Below are 16,217 nucleotides of genomic sequence, written 5' to 3'. Positions count from 1 at the left end.
GCATCTCCTCCCTACGGATGAGATCAGGCCGGCCCATTGCCGGGAGGGCGCGCCTCCTTGCCGTCCGAGGCGGACGGCGCCTGCGACGACGGGCCACCCCACTCCCCCACTTCTGACTGTTCGTCAGTATTGAATGTTGGCGGCCCTGGAGTTACGTTCCGCGCACCGCAGCCCGAGTCGCCGGCCCGAGTTGCCCGACACGAAGAGGTGGTCGCATGGCCGAAGTCAGCGCGGAGGCACGCATCCAGGCACCGGCGGAGAAGGTGTGGGCCCAGCTCACCGACTGGCCGGCGTACGGGGAGTGGAACGCGACCCACACCAACTTCCCCGAGGGCGGCCCGGCGGCTCTCGAACTGGGCGCGACCTTCCAGGAGAACATGAAGCTCATGGGCTTCCCGGCCGAGGTCGAGTGGACCGTGGCGGAACTCGAGCCGGCGCGGGTGCTCGCCATCCGCGGCAAGGGCCCGATGGCCGTGTCGGTGGCCACCCGCTACACCCTCACCCCGGACGGGGACGCGACGACGGTCCGTATCGACGGGGAGTTCACGGGCGCGGCCGTGTCGCTGATGGCGGGCAGGCTCAAGGACTCGGGGACGGCCGCCCTCAACGAGTCGCTGCGCAAGCTGGGCGGCCTGGTGACCTGACCTCCGAGGACGGGAGACACCGGCGGCCCGCACGGACGTATCCGTACGGGAAGGCCCCGCACAGGGAGCCGCACGGCGCACGAAGGCGCCCCGCGGGCGGTTCCGCGGGGCGCCTTCCCGTGCCGGGCGCCGCTCAGTCCTCGTCGGCGAGGATCAGGTACAGCTTCTTGCGGGCGTCGTTGATGACCGCGAGCGCCTTCTCACGCTGCTCCTTGCTGCCGGTCTTCCAGACCTGGCCGAAGGCCTCCATCAGCCCGAAGCCCGCCTGACGGATCTCGCCGAGGGCTTCCCAGTCGACCCCGCGCGTGGCCTCCTCCCAGGGAGCCTCCGGGCCCTCCTCGGCCGCCGTGCGGCCTTCCTCGGTGAGCGAGAACAGCTTCTTGCCGCCGTCGCTCTGGCTGCTGATCAGACCTTCGTCCTCCAGCAGCTGCAGGGTCGGGTACACCGAGCCGGGGCTGGGCTTCCACGCCCCGCCGCTGCGTTCGGCGATCTCCTGGATCATCTCGTAGCCGTGCATGGGCCGGTCCTTGAGCAGGGCCAGGATCGAGGCCCGTACGTCACCCCGCCGCGCCCGGCCCCTGGGGCCGCCCCGCCCTCGTCCGCCCCAGGGGCCGCCGAAGCCCGGCCCGAAGCCGGGACCGAAGCCCGGGCCGCCGGGGCCACCCGGACCGAAGGGCCCGAAGGCCGCCCGCTCTCCGCCGAAACCACCGCGGCCGCGCCGGGGGCCCTGACCATGTCCACGCTCGAATCCGTGGGTACGCATCGCAAACCACTCCTTCATTCCATCGTTGATCTGTCGCGATGCCTCAACGATATATCGGCATAGCTCGCCTGACAAGACCCTCCCCAGTGATCGTGCTGACCTGTGACAGTGATCGTTGATCGATTGCCAGTGAAGGATGATCAACGCTAGTTTGTGCCACCGCAGGTTGATCATTCGGCGTACAGGTGGGCGGGGGGGACGTGGTGGGGGCACCTCTTGGCGTGTTCGAAGAGGCTGCCCTCACGTCCTTTGACCTGGCCTTTTCCGTCAATGGGACGCTCGTACGTCGATCGCTTGGGTCTAGCTGGGATACGCCGTTCGAGGCTGTGGACCCGGTGCGGGAGTTCAGCTGGCACAAGGGCGGTCACGGGTTCGCCGGCTGGTACTACTCGGCGACGCTGCGGGATCACGTGGGCTACGAGTCGTGGCTGGAGCGGGACCGGCTGATCTTGCTGGACCGTGATCCGCAGGTAGTCGCGATCGCCTCGCAGCCGTTCTGGCTGCACTGGCACGACGGCACACGCAAACGCCGGCATGCCCCTGACTACTTCGTCCGGCTCTCCGACGGACGCGCCCGCGTCGTTGACGTCCGTGCTGCGGACGAGATGGACGAGGTGACGCGAGAGGCGTTCGAGGCGACCGAGCATGCCTGCAGGGCCGTGGGCTGGGAGTTCGAGTGGGTCGGGCGGCCCGAGCCGGTGTTCATGGCGAACATCCGCTGGCTGTCCCGATACCGGCGGGCCCGCTGCGGCCGACCGGTGACGGTGAGGAATGGCCTCTTGGAGGTCTTCCGCGAACCGATGGGGTTATGGGAGGGCGCCGGGCTGGTCGGAGACCGGTTGCAGGTTCTGCCGGTGCTGTTCCATCTGTTGTGGTCCGGCGCTCTGAGGACCGATCTGGCGGGAGGACTTATGGAGAGCGACAGTCTCGTCTGGACGGAGGGAATCCGATGGGCAGCTTGAAGCGGCCCCCGGCCTTGGTGGTCGGCCAGAGGGTCCGGTTCGAGGGCCAGGTGAGGGGTGTTCTCGAGGTCACCGCACGGGCGGCGGTGCTGGAGGACGCCGAGGCACCGCACCGCGTTGTCGCTCTGATCGACCTGTTCGAAACCGCGGACTTCGAGATCCTGTTCCAGCCCGAACGCATGCCTCTGCCCCAGTCCGGTCTGTTGGAGACCTTCGCACCCGAGGTGATGAAGCGGGCACTGTGGTGGGAAGGACACGTCCTTGAGGTCCTGCACGGGCTGCCGCCAGGCGCCGAACCGGGCACACCGCCGCGACCGGGCTACGGACCGGGCACATCGGTGACGTCGCGCCAGAAGGCCAAGGCGGCTGAACTCGCCGCCCTCGGCCACGAGATCAAAACCGGAGCGGTGGGCCTCCGGCGACGCCGTTACACGGAGGAAGGCCTGGTCGGCCTGGCTCGGCTGGTCGATCACCGCTCGGTCCGCAAGCGCAAGGAGTTCGGTGACGTGCCCGACGCCGTCGTCGAGGCGATGCGGCAGGCGATCAAGGAGGGCGTCGAGACCTCGACACGCAACGGGGCCTACCTGATCTGGAGGACCGGGGAGATCATTCGGGAGAATGACGGGAACCTGGCCGAGCTGCCCTCGCGACGGACTCTCTACCGACTGGTGGCGAAGCTGACGGCAGGCACACATGCGACCGGGTCGGCCGTCACACGCAGGTCGAAGGCCCATGGGGCCGCGGCCCCGTTCGGTGAGTTGACGGTGTCGGCTCCGGGTGAAGTCATGCAGATCGACTCCACACCGCTGGACGTCATGGTCCGCCTCGACAACGGAGTGGTCGGCAAGGTCGAACTCACCGGCATGATCGACGTCGCCACCAGGACACTGGCCGCGGCGGTGCTCAGGCCCACGACGAAGTCCGTCGACGCCAGCGTGCTGCTGGCCCGCACGGTCACCCCGGAGCTGATGAGACCAGGCTGGGTCGACGCGCTGAAGATGTCCCGCTCGGTGCTGCCGCATGCCCGGATGCTGACCCTCGATGAGCGTCTGGAGCACGCGGCAGCCAAGCCGGTGATCGTCCCGGAGATGATCGTCTGCGATCACGGCAAGGTGTTCGTCTCGCGCAACTTCCGGGCCTCCTGCCGGTTCCTGGAGATCGACTTCCAGCCCACGCACAAGGGCTCGCCCTTCGAAAAGGGCCACATTGAGAAGATGCTCGGCTCCGTCGCCACGATGTTCGCCCAGTTCCTCCCCGGCTACACCGGCCGCAACACCGACCACCGTGGCCGTCACCCGGAGCGCGAGAACCTGTGGGCTCTGCCCGAACTGCAGGAACTACTGGACGAGTGGATCGTCGCCCACTGGCAGAACCGCCCTCACGAGGGGCTGCGAGATCCCGACCATCCGGGTCGGCTGTTCACGCCGAACCAGAAGTACGCCGCGCTGGTCGAGGCCTGCGGCTACGTCCCAGTCGCTCTCAGCGGCCAGGACTACGTCGAACTCCTCCCAGCGGCCTGGCGGGCCGTCAACTCCTACGGAATTCGGATCAACAACCGCACCTACGACGCCCCCGAGCTGGGGCCGATGCGACGGCGCGACTCAGGGGTCACCGCCAAGCGTGGGCTCTGGGAAGTCCACCGTGACCCCTACGACGTCTCCCGCGTGTGGGTACGCAACCACCGCGGCGAAGTCGAGTGGATCCAGGCAACCTGGAAGTACTTGAACCGCGCGCCCGTTCCCTTCGGTGACCTCGCCTGGGACCACGTCAGCCACCAGCTGCCCAAGGCCACGGAGGAAGAACTCGCCGAGGCCGTCTCCGCCCTGCTGACCCGCGCCCACGCCGGCCCTGAACAGCCAGCGGCAAACAAGCGGAAGGCCAAGCGGTCCAAGGCGGACCGTCGTGTCACGGCCCGGACCAAGGCCACTACACCGGCAGCAGCCATGCCTCCGCCGCGACCGGAGACGCAACCCTCGCCGGAGCCGCCGGCGGAGGACGAGGAAACGATGGCCGAAGTGATCCCGCTGGGCATCTTCGACCCGCTTGAGGACCCCTGGAGACGTTCGTGAGCACGCCGCTGGCAGACCAGCCGGAAGACGAGTTCGGCCGCTATCTGACAGCCCTGCCCGGCTGGCGCGAGTTCATCGCGGAGGCGATCAGCGAGCCGATGGCCATGGTGACGCAGGACGAGTACGACGCTCTGACCAAAGAGGACAGGTATCAGTACGACGAGGATCGGCTCGACCACCATGCCCGCCTGCAGGTGGTCGCCACCTCAACCGTCCGGCACACCGTCACCTGCGGACGCCGCCTGGTGATCCTCAACCGCGGCGCCATCAGCGCCCGTCGGGGCCTCATCGTCACCGGCCCGGCCAACACCGGCAAGACGATCGCCCTGACCCAGCTCGGGCTGGCGCACGAGCTGCAGGACCGCCGCCGGCACCCTGGCCAGGACGAGCGCATACCGGTCATCTACATCACCGTCCCGCCCGCCGCGACACCCCGCATGATCGCAGCTGAGTTCGCCCGTTTCCTCGGCCTCCCGGTCCTGCGAAGCTCCAACATCACCGACCTCACCGAAGCCGTGGTCGGCGTCTGCACCAAGGCCCGCACCGGCCTTGTCCTGGTCGACGAGATCCACAACATCTCCCTGCACACCCGCACGGGAGCCGAGGCGTCCGACACACTCAAGTACTTCTCCGAGCGCATCCCCGCGACGTTCGCCTACGCCGGCATCGACATCGAAGGCAGCGGCCTGCTGTCCGGCACCCGCGGCGACCAGATCGCCGCCCGCTTCACCTCGGTGGCCACCCACCCCTTCCCCTACAACAAGGAGTGGAAGGGCCTGGTCGCGCAGATGGAGGCGAACCTGCTGCTGCACCAGCACACACGTGGCACCCTGACTCGCTTGGACCGCTTCCTGCACACCCGAACGGGCGGCATGATCGGCACCCTTTCCCATCAGCTCCGCGGAGCTGCCGTGGATGCCATCCTCACCGGCGCCGAGAAGATCACCAAGCCCGGCCTGCTGGCGGTCGACCTGGACATCGCCTCCCGTCGCAGGCACCCCGGCGGCCTCTCGGACGCGGATAAGTGACCCACCCCACCGCGGACAGCGAGCCGATCACCAAGCTTCCCTTCCAGGTCCGGCCGATTGCCGGTGAAGGCTGCTATCCCTTCATCGCCCGCCTCGCCCGCGCCAACTGCCTTCCGCCTGCCTACCTGCGGCGCTTCCTTGCAGGACCGCCCAGATATCACGGCCGTCCATCTTGGGCACGGATCGCCGCCGTCACCGGCCGTGACCCCGAACAGCTACGGAAGACGCTCGACACCGTCAAGTGCAAGAGGTGTGGCTCCGAATTCGCGGTTACCCGCACGTTCGGCGTCATGCCCGTTTACTGCTCGACTCGATGCCGCGTCCCCCAGAAGCATCCAGTCATGGAACCCTGCCGAATCTGCCGACAGCCGATGAAGATCCAGTTCGGTCAACGTCACCGGCTCTGTTCCTCTGCCTGCCGCAGAGTGGCCTACATCGAACGTCGTTCCCGCGATGAGGACGCCGCTGACCGGCAGCCATTCCGCGATTGCGCCGCTTGCGAAGGCCCCATGCCGCCGACCCCTCAAATCGCCAAGCGCACCTGCTCGGAGACATGCGAACTGCAGGTCTCCCGCTGGGACCGGCTGATCGAGAGGGACGGGCTTCCCCTGCCTTCCAGGACATGCGTGTTCTGCGGCATCCCGATAGAAGCGAAGTCGCTCGCCGATCCCCCTCGCCGCTGGTGCAGCCGCCGTTGCCGCACATGGTCGTCTGGGGGCGCTGACCCATCCATCTTCTTCGGGCCGGTGTCCTGCGGCCAGTGCCAGAAACCCATTGACCGCCGCAAGGACGGCTGGACTCGGCGATGGTGCTCGCGCAAGTGCTACCGGTTGTCCCGCGGCTGGCCTGAGCAGCCGAAGAAGGCTGAGCAGCCGAGCGCCTGATCATGCAGACACCCATCTGCCGACGTACACGCGATGCGACAGGCGGGCCGTTCCCGAGGCTGCGCAGGGTGGCAGGGCGGCCGCTACTGCTGTTGACGCAAGGGGTTCTCGGGTTATGTCAGTGGTAGTTGCGATCCTGTGCAGTATGGACGATAAGACCTTCTGGGCGCTCATGGACGAGCTGAGCAGTCGCTCCGGTGACCGGCATGAACGGTTGGAATGGCTGCGCGGGGAGCTGCGATGTCGGCCGGCTGCGGAGGCGGCGGAGTTTCAAGCGTCTCTGGAGGCCGCGTGCGAGGCGGTCGCCACGGATGCACTGTGGCGGGCGGCGGGCCGGATCGAGGGTGGCTTGTGCTCCGACGACGGCTTCGACTACTTCGCGCTGTGGCTGGTGGCCCAGGGGCAAGGGACGTACAAGACGGTGCTTGCTGATCCGGATGCCCTCGCTGACGTTGCTGAGGTGCGGGCCCTGGCGGGACGGCACCCGCGAGAGTGGTGTGACCACGAGTGGCCGGAATGGGAGGAGCTCGACTATGTGGCCCAGGAGGTATTCGACGAGCTGACGGGCCAGGAGGGCGACTGCGAGGAGGCGTTCTACGAGGCCCTGGAAGCCGTTCAGGAGACATGGGCGAAGCCAGAAGAAGAGATCGACACCGTAGAGGCCACGGTGAGAACTGGGACACCCCGGCTCGACGCCCTCTTCCCTGCAAGAGCCAGCTCCTAATCAGTGACGCGACGCCGGCGTCCATGACCGTGGGTGGAGAGTGAGTCTGGGATTTGACGTACCAGAGCGGCGCAGAGCTCTGCCCTACTCGTAGAGGGTGGCGGCGCGGAGGGCTCGGGCCATGAAGGTCCAATCGCCATCGGGCGGGATCTGCTCACCTGCGTTCTTGTACGCGCCCGGGGAGTCGTGCACCCATGCGGCAAGCGCTTCCAGGAAGTCGTCCAGGGTGCTGTTCTCCCACTCGTGGCCCCGGGCACGGAACTCCTTGTGCAGGTCACGCAGCAAGGCGACCAGCTCTTCACGGCTACGCGGTTCGGGAGACATGGACGACAACGTACCCCGTACGATCGCGCGGGGATCCACCCCGGTCGCAGGAGCAGCGACAGAGCCGGTTCACCCGTACAGGCCCGGTCACCGCAGTGAGATACGTCCATGCCGCCCATCCCGAGCGCACCGGGAAGTCGTTGCGTTGAGCAGCGGCTCTGCGTTGCCGCGGTCAGGTGGTCAGTCCCAGTCGGACGCCGGCTGGTCGACGTTGCCGCCCGTGTGCGGGAACTGCACGTAGCCCTCGGCTCCTTGGGGAAGGGCGTCTACACAGGTCGCCGAGCAGGCGTTGACCAGGAGGGGTAGCACATCGGTGGCTACCCTTAGGGAGATCCACACTTGGTGGAGGCCGTGCTGCTTGATCGGCCGGTTGCAGACGCTGCAGCTGCGGATGGCCGTTGTCCCCCAGCGGCTGGCATCGAGCGCTGTCAGGTCGAGGTCCGCGACAGAGTCCTGAGGCGGCCGGAGACGGGGAAAGGGGGGACGGAGCTTGTAGTTCCCGAACAGCGCGCGTGTGCTCACCGTGCTTCGGGCCAGCTTGGAGCACCTGGTGATCTCGTAGGGGAACCAGTGCAGTCGGTAGGAGGTGTACGGGGTGAACTCCTCCAGGCTGGTCATCGCCCCGATTTCGGGCGGGATCCGGACCAGGTTGCTGCCGTAGAGCACGAAACGCTTGACCGCAGTCAGCTTGGCGATGCTCGGCGGCAAGGTCACGATCTGCCGCCGTTCAACCGGGCTGAGCTCAACCAAGGGACGGAACTCCTCCCGTCCGTCGGCCGCGGCCTCGTCAACGAGCTGCAGCAGTCGTTTCCACCCAGGGGCCGAAGTGTCCTGAGATTCGGCGTGGAAGCCAACGCGCGCTCGCGAATGCGGCCTGGCCTGGTCGAAGCATCTGCACTCATCCCGATAGGACTCGCCGCCGACCGACGCCGGGTCCGATGTGTCGCCCCACCGGTTCACAAAGAGTCTCGGCTCTCCCTCATTCGCCATGGGGCCAAGATACGGATCTTCATCGGAACGACCCAGCGGTTAATCCCGGTCGAACCCGTCTGCAAGGCAGCTTTCGACGCAGGCCGATACACGGGTTCACCGGCTCACGGCTCCCGGAATCCACGAGCCTGCGCGCTTCACCATCAGCAGGGCAACACCACACGACGGTCGGCCTTTGCTGACACAGGCGGCCAAGTGGTCACTCTTCGCTGACACAAAGCAGCTTTGATCAACCATCCCTGTCAATCGATCAACGATCACTGTCACAGGTCACGTGCAGGGCGCCTGCCCCTCGTGGTCGCGTGGCGCCCGTCGGCGGAGTCGGTGTGAACGCCGGCCGCTGTCCCGTCTCGCGTGGTCCAAGTGCTCTGGTCCGAAGCTGTGGCTGTGACCTGGGGCCACCAGAAGGGCTGAGGCGACTCGGTGGCCGGAAGTCGCAATTTCGCTGGACCGTCGCGTAGTTGATCTGGTCTGCTTCCGGGGCTTCGAACGGGACCGGCGGAAGAGTCTGCGAGAGATGACCATGCACCATGATCAAGTGGACGTGACCACCGAAGTCGTCGCGGCCTTGATCCGAGAACAGTTCCCCGAGTGGAGCGACAGGGCGGTCCGACCCCTGCCGTCGACCGGCACGGTCAACGCCGTCTTCCGCATCGGCGACGACCTCTCGGCGCGTTTCCCACGGCGTCTGGCCGATGCCGCCGAGGTGCTGGCGGTTCTGGAACAGGAAGCCCTGGCGAGCGCGGAGCTGGCACAGGTGTCTCGGTTCCCCGTGCCGGAACCCGTCGCCCTGGGAAAGCCCGGAGCGGGCTACCCCATGCCGTGGTCGGTCCAGACATGGCTGCCGGGAACGGTCGCCTCCGATGCAGACCCGAGCGGGTCGGACGCGTTTGCCGAGGACCTCGCGGTCTTCGTCGCGAGCCTCCGGAACGCCGATACGCGGGGGCGGCTCTTCAGCGGCGACAATCGTGGCGGCGTCCTCGCCCACCACGACGACTGGATGGAGAGGTGCTTCGAGGAGAGCGAGGACCTGCTCGATGTGCCCCGGCTGCGCCAGGTGTGGAGCCGCTTTCGGAAGTTGCCGCGCACGGATGGCGATGTGATGAGCCACGGTGACCTGATTCCCGGCAATGTCCTGGTCGCGGGAGGCCGGCTCGGCGGCGTGCTCGACACCGGCGGCTTCGGGCCCGCCGACCCCGCGCTGGATCTCGTCAGTGCCTGGCACCTGTTGCGGTCAGGCCCGCGGGAAGTGCTCCGGCAGGCACTGGCCTGTGACGATCTGGAGTGGGAGCGCGGCAAGGCATGGGCGTTCGAACAGGCCATGGGTCTTGTCTGGTACTACGTCGAGAGCAATCCGACGATGAGCGGAACCGGACGCCGGACGCTGGACCGCATTCTGGAGTCGACGGGATGAAGCGCAGCGCAGGCGACGAACCCGATGAGGCAGGACAGGCCTCTAGGCTGCGGACATGACATCCCCGAGCAGCCCGCACGGCACCGCGTCCGCCGCCCCGCCCGCCGCCGCACCCGACGCCCCGGATGCCGCGAACGCCACCACGGACGACACCCCGCCCGGCGTCTTCGTCACCCCCGGGACATCGGACGCCTATCTGGCCGGGCTGTTCTCGCTGGACGGCCGGGTGGCCGTGGTGACCGGCGGCAGCTCGGGAATCGGGCGGGGCATCGCTGAGGCTCTGGCGCGTGCGGGGGCGCGCGTGGTGATCGTGGCGCGCAGGGAGGCGGAGCTGGCCGCGACGGTCGACGAGCTGGCGGCGGCCGGCTGCCGGGCGGCCTGGGTGAGCGGCGATCTCAGCACCCGCGACGGGGTCCGCACGGCGGCGGAGCAGGCGACGCGGGCCTTCGGGGAGCCCGACATCCTCGTCAACAGCGCCGGGATCAACCTTCGCCCGCCGATGGGCGAGCTGGACGAGGACGTCTGGGACACCACGATGGCGGTGAACCTCGAGGCCCCCTACCTCCTGGGCCGGCGGTTCGGGCCCGGGATGGCGCAGCGGGGTTTCGGGCGGATCATCCACATCACCTCGCAGCAGGCGCACCGGGCGTTCGTCCAGAGCGGCGCGTACGGGGTGTCCAAGGGAGCGCTGGAGTCCCTCGCCCGGTCGCAGGCGGAGGCCTGGTCGCCGCACGGCGTCACCTGCAACACGCTGGTGCCCGGGTTCGTGATGACCGCGCTCAACGCGCGGCTGTCGTCCGACCCGGAGCGGGTGGCGGCGCTGGCCGCGCGCACGATGGTCGGGCGCAACGGGCTGGCCGAGGACTTCGCGGGTGCGGCGGTCTTCCTCGCGAGCCGCGCCTCCGGCTACGTCACCGGGCAGTCGATCTTCGTCGACGGCGGCTTCTCCGTCCACTGAGCGGACGTCCGCCGTTGCGCGAACGTCCCCCGTCACGCGATGGTCCGCTGTCGAGCGAGCATCCTCCGTCGAGCGAACGTCCTCCGTGTGCGGCCCCGGCCCGGCCGCGTACGGAGGACGTCACCCGTCACGCCGCCAGCGGGGTGAACGGGATGATCTCGTCCTGCCCCGGCTGCACCACGCCGTAGGTGCTCTCGGGGACCTTGTTCCAGGCGCCCGGCAGATCACCCAGCGGTTCGGAGACGATCAACCGGGTCTCGTCGGAGACCTCCCGCAGGAACGCCATGTCGGGGTGGAGCGACCGGAGCGTCTCCACCCGGGTGCTGTAGAAGAGCGACCGGGAGGCTCCCTGGCTGGAGTACCGGAAGGCCCACAGCCGTTCACCGTCGGTCACGGCGACCGTCATCTGCAGCGGGTACTCCACGCCGTGCGCCTGGCCGACCCGCTCGACCAGGCCCGCCATCCGCGCCACGGCGCCCGGCGGATCCTCCTCCAGGCCGAGGGTGAGCGCCAGGAAGAACATCAGCTCCGAGTCCGTCGACCCCTCGATGTCGAGGAAGAGGCGCGGATCGACGGCGAGCGCGAGATCACGGCGGAGCCGGTGGAACTCGGCGATCGCCCCGTTGTGCATCCACATCCAGCGGCCGTGCCGGAAGGGGTGCGAGTTGGTCTGCTGCACCGCCGTGCCCGTCGAGGCCCGGATGTGGGCGAAGAACAGGGGCGAGCGGACGTGACCGGCGATCTCCCGCAGGTTGCGGTTGCTCCAGGCCGGGCCGATCTCCCGGACGACGGCAGGATTCCCGTCGTCCGCCTCGAGGCCGTACCAGCCGACGCCGAAGCCGTCGCCGTTCGTCGTCTCCACGCCCATCCGGGCGTGCAGGCTCTGGTCGATCAGCGAGTGCGCCGGCCGGTAGAGGATCGCTTCCAGCAGCACGGGGGTGCCCGAGTAGGCGAGCCAACGGCACATCGTCTACCGCCTTCCTGGAAGCGCCGCGCGGTACTCCGTCACCTCAGCGACCTGTCGGGCTTCGCCACGCACAGAGCCCAGATGACGAACGCGGAGAACGCGATCATCACGACGGACCAGACCGGGTAGTACGGCAGGGACAGGAAGTTGGCGATGACGATCAGGGCGGCGATGCCCACGCCCAGAACGCGCGCCCACGTCGCTCCCGTGAACAGTCCCAGACTGACGATCACCGCGACCGCGCCCAGCGCGAGGTGGATCCAGCCCCAGCCGGTGAGGTCGAACGCGAACACGTAGTTGCGGGTCGTCACGAAGATGTCGTCCTCCGCGATCCCCATGATGCCGCGGAAGATGTCGAGCAGTCCGGCGAGCATGAGCGTCACGGCGGCGAAGACCATCAGGCCCTCGGCCCACTGCTGCTTGGCGGTGTGCCGCTCGGCCGACGGCGTGTGGGTGGAGTGAGTCATCCCAGTGCCTCGATTCGTGTCGGAGCTGTTGGTTCGGCGGAGTACGCCGGCTCAGCGGCGGGTGCCGCTCAGTACGAGTTGCTTGGCCTTGTCGAACTCCTCGTCGGTGATGTCGCCCCGCGCACGGATCTCCGACAGGCGGGCGAGTTCGTCGACGCTGCTGGTGGGCCGGTCCGCGCCCTTGGCGGTCTCACGGATGTAGCTGTCGAAGGCCTTCTGCTGCTCCTGTGCCTGCGTGATCTCCCTGCGCCCCATGTTCTTGCCGCGGGCGACCACGTACACGAACACGCCCAGGAAGGGCAGGACGACGCAGAACACCAGCCAGCCGGCCTTCGCCCAGCCACTGAGGTCGTCGTCGCGGAAGATGTCCACGACGACCCGGAACAGCAGCACGAACCACATGATCCACAGGAAGAACACCATCATGGTCCAGAAGGCGCTCAGCAGCGGATAGTCGTACGCGAGGTAGGTGTCGCCACTCATCTGTCTCCTCCGTCCCGGGCTTTCGCCCGACACCCGGCAGGCCGTTGCGTGCCGTTCTCAGAGTGCGCGCCCGGGGGGCCGTCGTCCTCACCCGAGGCGGGTGAGGAATGACCGTCACCCGAGCCGCGCCGATCACTCAGGGATCGCCGGCCGGGCCCTGGGACGCCATGGGCGTGCGGGCCCTGCGCAGCGCCGCCCGCCAGGCGAAGGCGACGACGGCCTCGACCAGTCCGAGCAGGACCAGCCACAGGCCGAGCAGCCGGGTCAGCGCGCGGGCGGACTCGGTGGGCAGCGCGAGCACCACGATCCCCGCGACGATGGCGAACACGGCCGCGCCGATGACGACGCCCCGGTGCGGCAGGTCCTTGGCGGCGAGGGCGGTGTAGAGGGTGAGAATGCCCGACACCAGCCACAGGACGCCGACGATCAGCGAGAGCGCCGCGATCGTCTGCATCGGGTGGCGCAGGCACAGCACCCCGGCCACCACGTAGAGCATGGCCAGGAGGAGCCCGGTGACCCGTTCGCCGTGGTCGCCCCCGCCGAAGGCGGCGACGAACCGGAACACGCCGGTCACCAGCAGGTACAGGCCGATGAGCACGGCGAGGACGTGCAGGGTCTCGTCCGGCCAGACCAGGATCAGGATGCCCGGCACGAACGCCGCGATCGCCGACCCGAGGATCCACGTCCAGGACCGCCCGAGCACACCCAGGACATCGGCGGGATCGCCGCCCGCGGGCCCTCGGGCGACCCGGTCGTCGCCCCGGCGGTCGCGGCCGCCGGACAGCTGATCGGGTTCGGACGGCGGTACGGAACCGTGCGGCACGCTCATGACTTCCTCCTCGCGCCCGGCCGGGACGGCACGCCCCGGCGCCTCACTCGGGCAGTTGGCGCATCTCCATGACCCGCAGCCCCAGGGACTGGCAGCGGGCCAGCAGCCCGTACAGGTGCGCTTCGTCGATCACCCGCCCGAACAGAACCGTCTGGCCGGACATGACCACATGCTCCAGCTCCGGAAACGCCCTGGTCAGCGTGTCCGACATCTGTCCTTCCACACGGATCTCGTAGCGCATGGGCTCTCTCCCCGGGATGGCCTGGGACAGGCGAACCGCGCCCTCTACCGCGATGGTCCGCCCCGGTGAAGCCCTGGGCCTCACCCGGTGCAGGTGAGTCAGTGGTTCAGTGCGTCAGGAACAGCTTGAACGCGATGATCGCCAGGCCGAGCACGAGGTTCACCGAGGCCGCGGTGGTCACGAGACGCCAGGAGCCGCCGGCCCGGCGTGCCGCCGCCGCCGACCAGCCCACCTGCCCGGCGACGGCGACCGACAGCGCGAACCACAACGTGCCCGACAGGTCGAGGCCGAGCAGGGGGCTGAGGGCCACGGCGACGGCCGGCGGTATCGCGGCCTTGACGATCGGCCACTCGTCGCGGCAGACGTGCAGCACGACCTCGCGGTCCAGTCTCCGCTGCGCCAGCCGTGCCCCGAACAGCTGGGCGTGCACATGCCCGATCCAGAACACGAGGCCGGTGAGCAACAGCAGCAGCATGAGCTCCAGACGCGGGAACGACCCCCAGGCGCCGGCCCCGACGACGACCGAGGCGGCCAGCATGGATCCGTAGACGCCGCCGGTGTAGTCGGCGTTGGCCCGCCGCTCGGCGGCGCGGGCCCGGGCCGCCTCGCGGTGTCCCGTCTCGGTCATGACGGCCTCTCTTCGGCGATCGGACGTTGGAGGACGACTCGGGCACGTCGAGCGGTTCGGGCCGTCAACGTGTTAGGTCGACGGGACCGCTCGGCGTGCTGCCCCGTGACTTCCCGGGGCGTCCGGTCCTCGCGGTGGGCAGATGCGACGTGACCAGAAGGCTGGCGAGCGTGATTCCGCCGGCGGCGAGGATCGCCGCCTTCAACCCGTCCAGCTGCGCCGATGCGTAGGAGTCCGTGAGGGCGTCGACCTCCGCCGGCGGCAGTCCGGCGTCCTCGGCGGCGGTGCGCACCTGCTCGGTGGGGACGAAGCTGATGCCCGCCTCCAGGGCGACGCCGGCCTGCCGGCTGGTCTCCTCCGACAGCTGGGGGTGGCTCTCCACTCGGGTGGTGAAGGCCTGCGCCAGGGCTCCGACCAGCAGCGACCCGATGAGCGCGGTACCCAGCGCGGAACCCAGGTTCTGCGCCGTGAACTGCAGTCCGCCCACCTCGCTGCGCTCGTCATCGTCCACGCTCGACTGGACGACGTTGCCCAGCTGCGACGCCAGCAGACCCATGCCCACGCCGAGCAGCGCCATCGCGCCGGCGAACTGCGCGTCGTCGATGACGGGGTCGATGGTGGCCAGCAGCCATACGACGGCCCCGGCCAGGGTCAGCAGCGCGAGTCGCACCACCCGCCGCGCTCCGGCGACCCGGCCCAGCCGGGCGGCGCCCAGGGACGCGGCGAGCATGGTCACCGACACGGGGAGCAGGCGCAGGCCCGTCTCGAAGGCGTCGAAGCCCTGCACGACCTGCAGATACAGCGGGATCGTGAAGAACAGGCCGAGCAGGATGAGGTTCTGGCTCAGCAGGCACATCAGCCCCGATCTCAGCACGGGCCTGTGCAGGAGCGCGAGGTGGACGAGGGGGTCCGCGCCCTTGGCCTCCCTGCGGCGTTCCCAGTGCAGGAAGGCGGCCAGCACGACCACTCCGGCGCCGACGACGAACAGGGTCGGCGAGAAGCCGAACACGGTGAAGGGCGGGTTGCGGGGCTGCAGCCAGCCCCAGGTGCCGCTCTGCAGGACGCCGAGCACCCCGAGCGCCAGCCCCGCCGCCGACAGCGCGGCGCCGACGCCGTCCAGACGCGGTCGTGTCCCGGTTCGGGGCGCCTCCGTGACCGCCTTGCGGAAGCACAGCACGACCAGCACCACGACGACCTCTCCGACGAAGACCAGCCGCCAGGTGAGGTACGTCGTCACCCAGCCGCCCAGCAGCGGGCCGACCGCGATCCCCGCACCGGCCAGCCCGCCGATCACCCCGTAGGCGACGGCTCTGTCCCGCCCGTGGTAGGACTCGGCGACCAGCGCCGCCATCGCGGGCAGGACCATCGCGGCGCCCAGCCCCTCGATGACCGACCAGCCCAGCGTGAGAACCCACAGGGTGGGCGCGGCAGCGGTGAGGGCCGAGCCCGTGGCGTAGACGACGAGGCCGAGGAGGAAGAGCCGGCGCCGGCCGAGGATGTCGCCGAGCCGACCGCCGATGATCATGAAGGCGGCCATGACGAGTGCGTACAGGGTGATGACCGCCTGGATGGCCGTCACCTCGGTGTCGAAGTCCTCGACCAGCTGACTGATCGAGACGTTCATGACGGAGGTGTCCAGGACCATCAGGAACTGGGCGGTCCCCAGGACGATCAGAGCGCGCCAGCGGGTCATGGTGTCCACGGGTCCATCGAAGCCGGGCGGCCCCGTCGGCGCCTCACCCGCCACGGGCGAGCCTGAGCTCGAACGCTCCCGGCAACGCCGTCCGTACGGGCAACGCCGTCCGTACGGGCAACGCCGGCGGCTCCGAGGACCACGGAGTA

The 16,217-nt window shown here is 68.9% G+C and carries 18 protein-coding genes; 8 read left to right on the top strand and 10 right to left on the bottom strand.

The window, feature by feature from the left end; translation table 11 throughout:
• The first annotated feature begins 215 nt into the window (after positions 1-215).
• The gene (locus OHS82_RS35125; RefSeq protein ID WP_057580617.1) at positions 216-644 is read left to right on the top strand and encodes a type II toxin-antitoxin system Rv0910 family toxin; all 429 of its coding nucleotides are present in this window, start codon (positions 216-218) and stop codon (positions 642-644) included.
• A gap of 133 nt (positions 645-777) precedes the next feature.
• Here the strand turns inward: OHS82_RS35125 and OHS82_RS35120 are convergent, their stop codons facing one another.
• The gene (locus tag OHS82_RS35120; protein WP_057580616.1) at positions 778-1,407 is read right to left on the bottom strand and encodes a PadR family transcriptional regulator; all 630 of its coding nucleotides are present in this window, start codon (positions 1,405-1,407) and stop codon (positions 778-780) included.
• 221 nt (positions 1,408-1,628) lie between these two features.
• Here OHS82_RS35120 and OHS82_RS35115 point away from each other — a divergent pair, with 221 nt between their 5' ends.
• The 5 genes from OHS82_RS35115 to OHS82_RS35095 all read left to right on the top strand — a co-directional run bounded on the left by OHS82_RS35115 (position 1,629) and on the right by OHS82_RS35095 (position 7,074).
• The gene (locus OHS82_RS35115) at positions 1,629-2,369 is read left to right on the top strand and encodes a TnsA-like heteromeric transposase endonuclease subunit (protein WP_328435203.1); all 741 of its coding nucleotides are present in this window, start codon (positions 1,629-1,631) and stop codon (positions 2,367-2,369) included.
• On the top strand, positions 2,357-4,438 hold the full coding sequence (locus tag OHS82_RS35110; RefSeq protein WP_057580613.1) for a Mu transposase C-terminal domain-containing protein: 2,082 nt from the start codon (positions 2,357-2,359) through the stop codon (positions 4,436-4,438). Before OHS82_RS35115 ends, OHS82_RS35110 begins: the two co-directional genes overlap by 13 nt.
• Positions 4,435-5,466, top strand: a complete 1,032-nt coding sequence (locus OHS82_RS35105; RefSeq protein WP_057580612.1) for an ATP-binding protein — start codon at positions 4,435-4,437, stop codon at positions 5,464-5,466. Before OHS82_RS35110 ends, OHS82_RS35105 begins: the two co-directional genes overlap by 4 nt.
• Positions 5,463-6,350 carry a hypothetical protein gene (locus OHS82_RS35100; protein WP_157876382.1) on the top strand — a complete coding sequence of 296 codons (888 nt, stop codon included), beginning with the start codon at positions 5,463-5,465 and terminating at the stop codon, positions 6,348-6,350. The genes OHS82_RS35105 and OHS82_RS35100 overlap by 4 nt, the downstream gene beginning before the upstream one ends.
• Positions 6,351-6,495: 145 nt before the next feature.
• Complete coding sequence (locus tag OHS82_RS35095) at positions 6,496-7,074, top strand: DUF4240 domain-containing protein (RefSeq protein WP_057580611.1); 579 nt, start codon at positions 6,496-6,498, stop codon at positions 7,072-7,074.
• Positions 7,075-7,158: 84 nt separating this feature from the next.
• Here OHS82_RS35095 and OHS82_RS35090 read toward each other — a convergent pair whose 3' ends face one another.
• Together OHS82_RS35090 and OHS82_RS35085 are read right to left on the bottom strand one after the other, a co-directional pair.
• Positions 7,159-7,398 carry a DUF7660 family protein gene (locus OHS82_RS35090; RefSeq protein ID WP_057580610.1) on the bottom strand — a complete coding sequence of 80 codons (240 nt, stop codon included), beginning with the start codon at positions 7,396-7,398 and terminating at the stop codon, positions 7,159-7,161.
• A 180-nt stretch (positions 7,399-7,578) separates the two neighbouring features.
• On the bottom strand, positions 7,579-8,388 hold the full coding sequence (locus OHS82_RS35085; RefSeq protein ID WP_057580609.1) for a hypothetical protein: 810 nt from the start codon (positions 8,386-8,388) through the stop codon (positions 7,579-7,581).
• A gap of 517 nt (positions 8,389-8,905) precedes the next feature.
• Here OHS82_RS35085 and OHS82_RS35080 point away from each other — a divergent pair.
• On the top strand, positions 8,906-9,802 hold the full coding sequence (locus OHS82_RS35080) for an aminoglycoside phosphotransferase family protein (protein WP_057580608.1): 897 nt from the start codon (positions 8,906-8,908) through the stop codon (positions 9,800-9,802).
• Positions 9,803-9,857: 55 nt separating this feature from the next.
• The gene (locus OHS82_RS35075) at positions 9,858-10,760 is read left to right on the top strand and encodes an SDR family NAD(P)-dependent oxidoreductase (RefSeq protein ID WP_242433215.1); all 903 of its coding nucleotides are present in this window, start codon (positions 9,858-9,860) and stop codon (positions 10,758-10,760) included.
• A gap of 127 nt (positions 10,761-10,887) precedes the next feature.
• Here OHS82_RS35075 and OHS82_RS35070 read toward each other — a convergent pair whose 3' ends face one another.
• The 7 genes from OHS82_RS35070 to OHS82_RS35040 form a co-directional block, all read right to left on the bottom strand.
• Complete coding sequence (locus OHS82_RS35070; RefSeq protein WP_057580607.1) at positions 10,888-11,727, bottom strand: class II glutamine amidotransferase; 840 nt, start codon at positions 11,725-11,727, stop codon at positions 10,888-10,890.
• 38 nt (positions 11,728-11,765) lie between these two features.
• Complete coding sequence (locus OHS82_RS35065) at positions 11,766-12,194, bottom strand: DUF7144 family membrane protein (RefSeq protein ID WP_057580606.1); 429 nt, start codon at positions 12,192-12,194, stop codon at positions 11,766-11,768.
• 51 nt (positions 12,195-12,245) lie between these two features.
• Positions 12,246-12,677, bottom strand: coding sequence for an SHOCT domain-containing protein (locus OHS82_RS35060; RefSeq protein WP_057580605.1), 432 nt, complete (start codon positions 12,675-12,677; stop codon positions 12,246-12,248).
• Positions 12,678-12,813: 136 nt separating this feature from the next.
• The gene (locus tag OHS82_RS35055; RefSeq protein WP_328435202.1) at positions 12,814-13,506 is read right to left on the bottom strand and encodes an HdeD family acid-resistance protein; all 693 of its coding nucleotides are present in this window, start codon (positions 13,504-13,506) and stop codon (positions 12,814-12,816) included.
• A 43-nt stretch (positions 13,507-13,549) separates the two neighbouring features.
• Positions 13,550-13,747, bottom strand: coding sequence for a hypothetical protein (locus OHS82_RS35050; RefSeq protein ID WP_057580603.1), 198 nt, complete (start codon positions 13,745-13,747; stop codon positions 13,550-13,552).
• Between the two features lie 106 nt (positions 13,748-13,853).
• Positions 13,854-14,375, bottom strand: coding sequence for a hypothetical protein (locus tag OHS82_RS35045; RefSeq protein ID WP_057580602.1), 522 nt, complete (start codon positions 14,373-14,375; stop codon positions 13,854-13,856).
• A 64-nt stretch (positions 14,376-14,439) separates the two neighbouring features.
• A complete protein-coding gene (locus OHS82_RS35040) occupies positions 14,440-16,068 on the bottom strand; it encodes an MFS transporter (protein WP_328436142.1) in 1,629 nt (542 codons plus the stop codon).
• Between the last annotated feature and the right edge of the window lie 149 nt (positions 16,069-16,217).

The sequence above is a fragment of the Streptomyces sp. NBC_00425 genome (assembly GCF_036030735.1).
Taxonomy (GTDB): Bacteria; Actinomycetota; Actinomycetes; order Streptomycetales; family Streptomycetaceae; genus Streptomyces.
The sequence above is the reverse complement of the archived record's forward strand: the minus strand, read 5'-3'. Positions and strand labels throughout refer to the sequence as shown.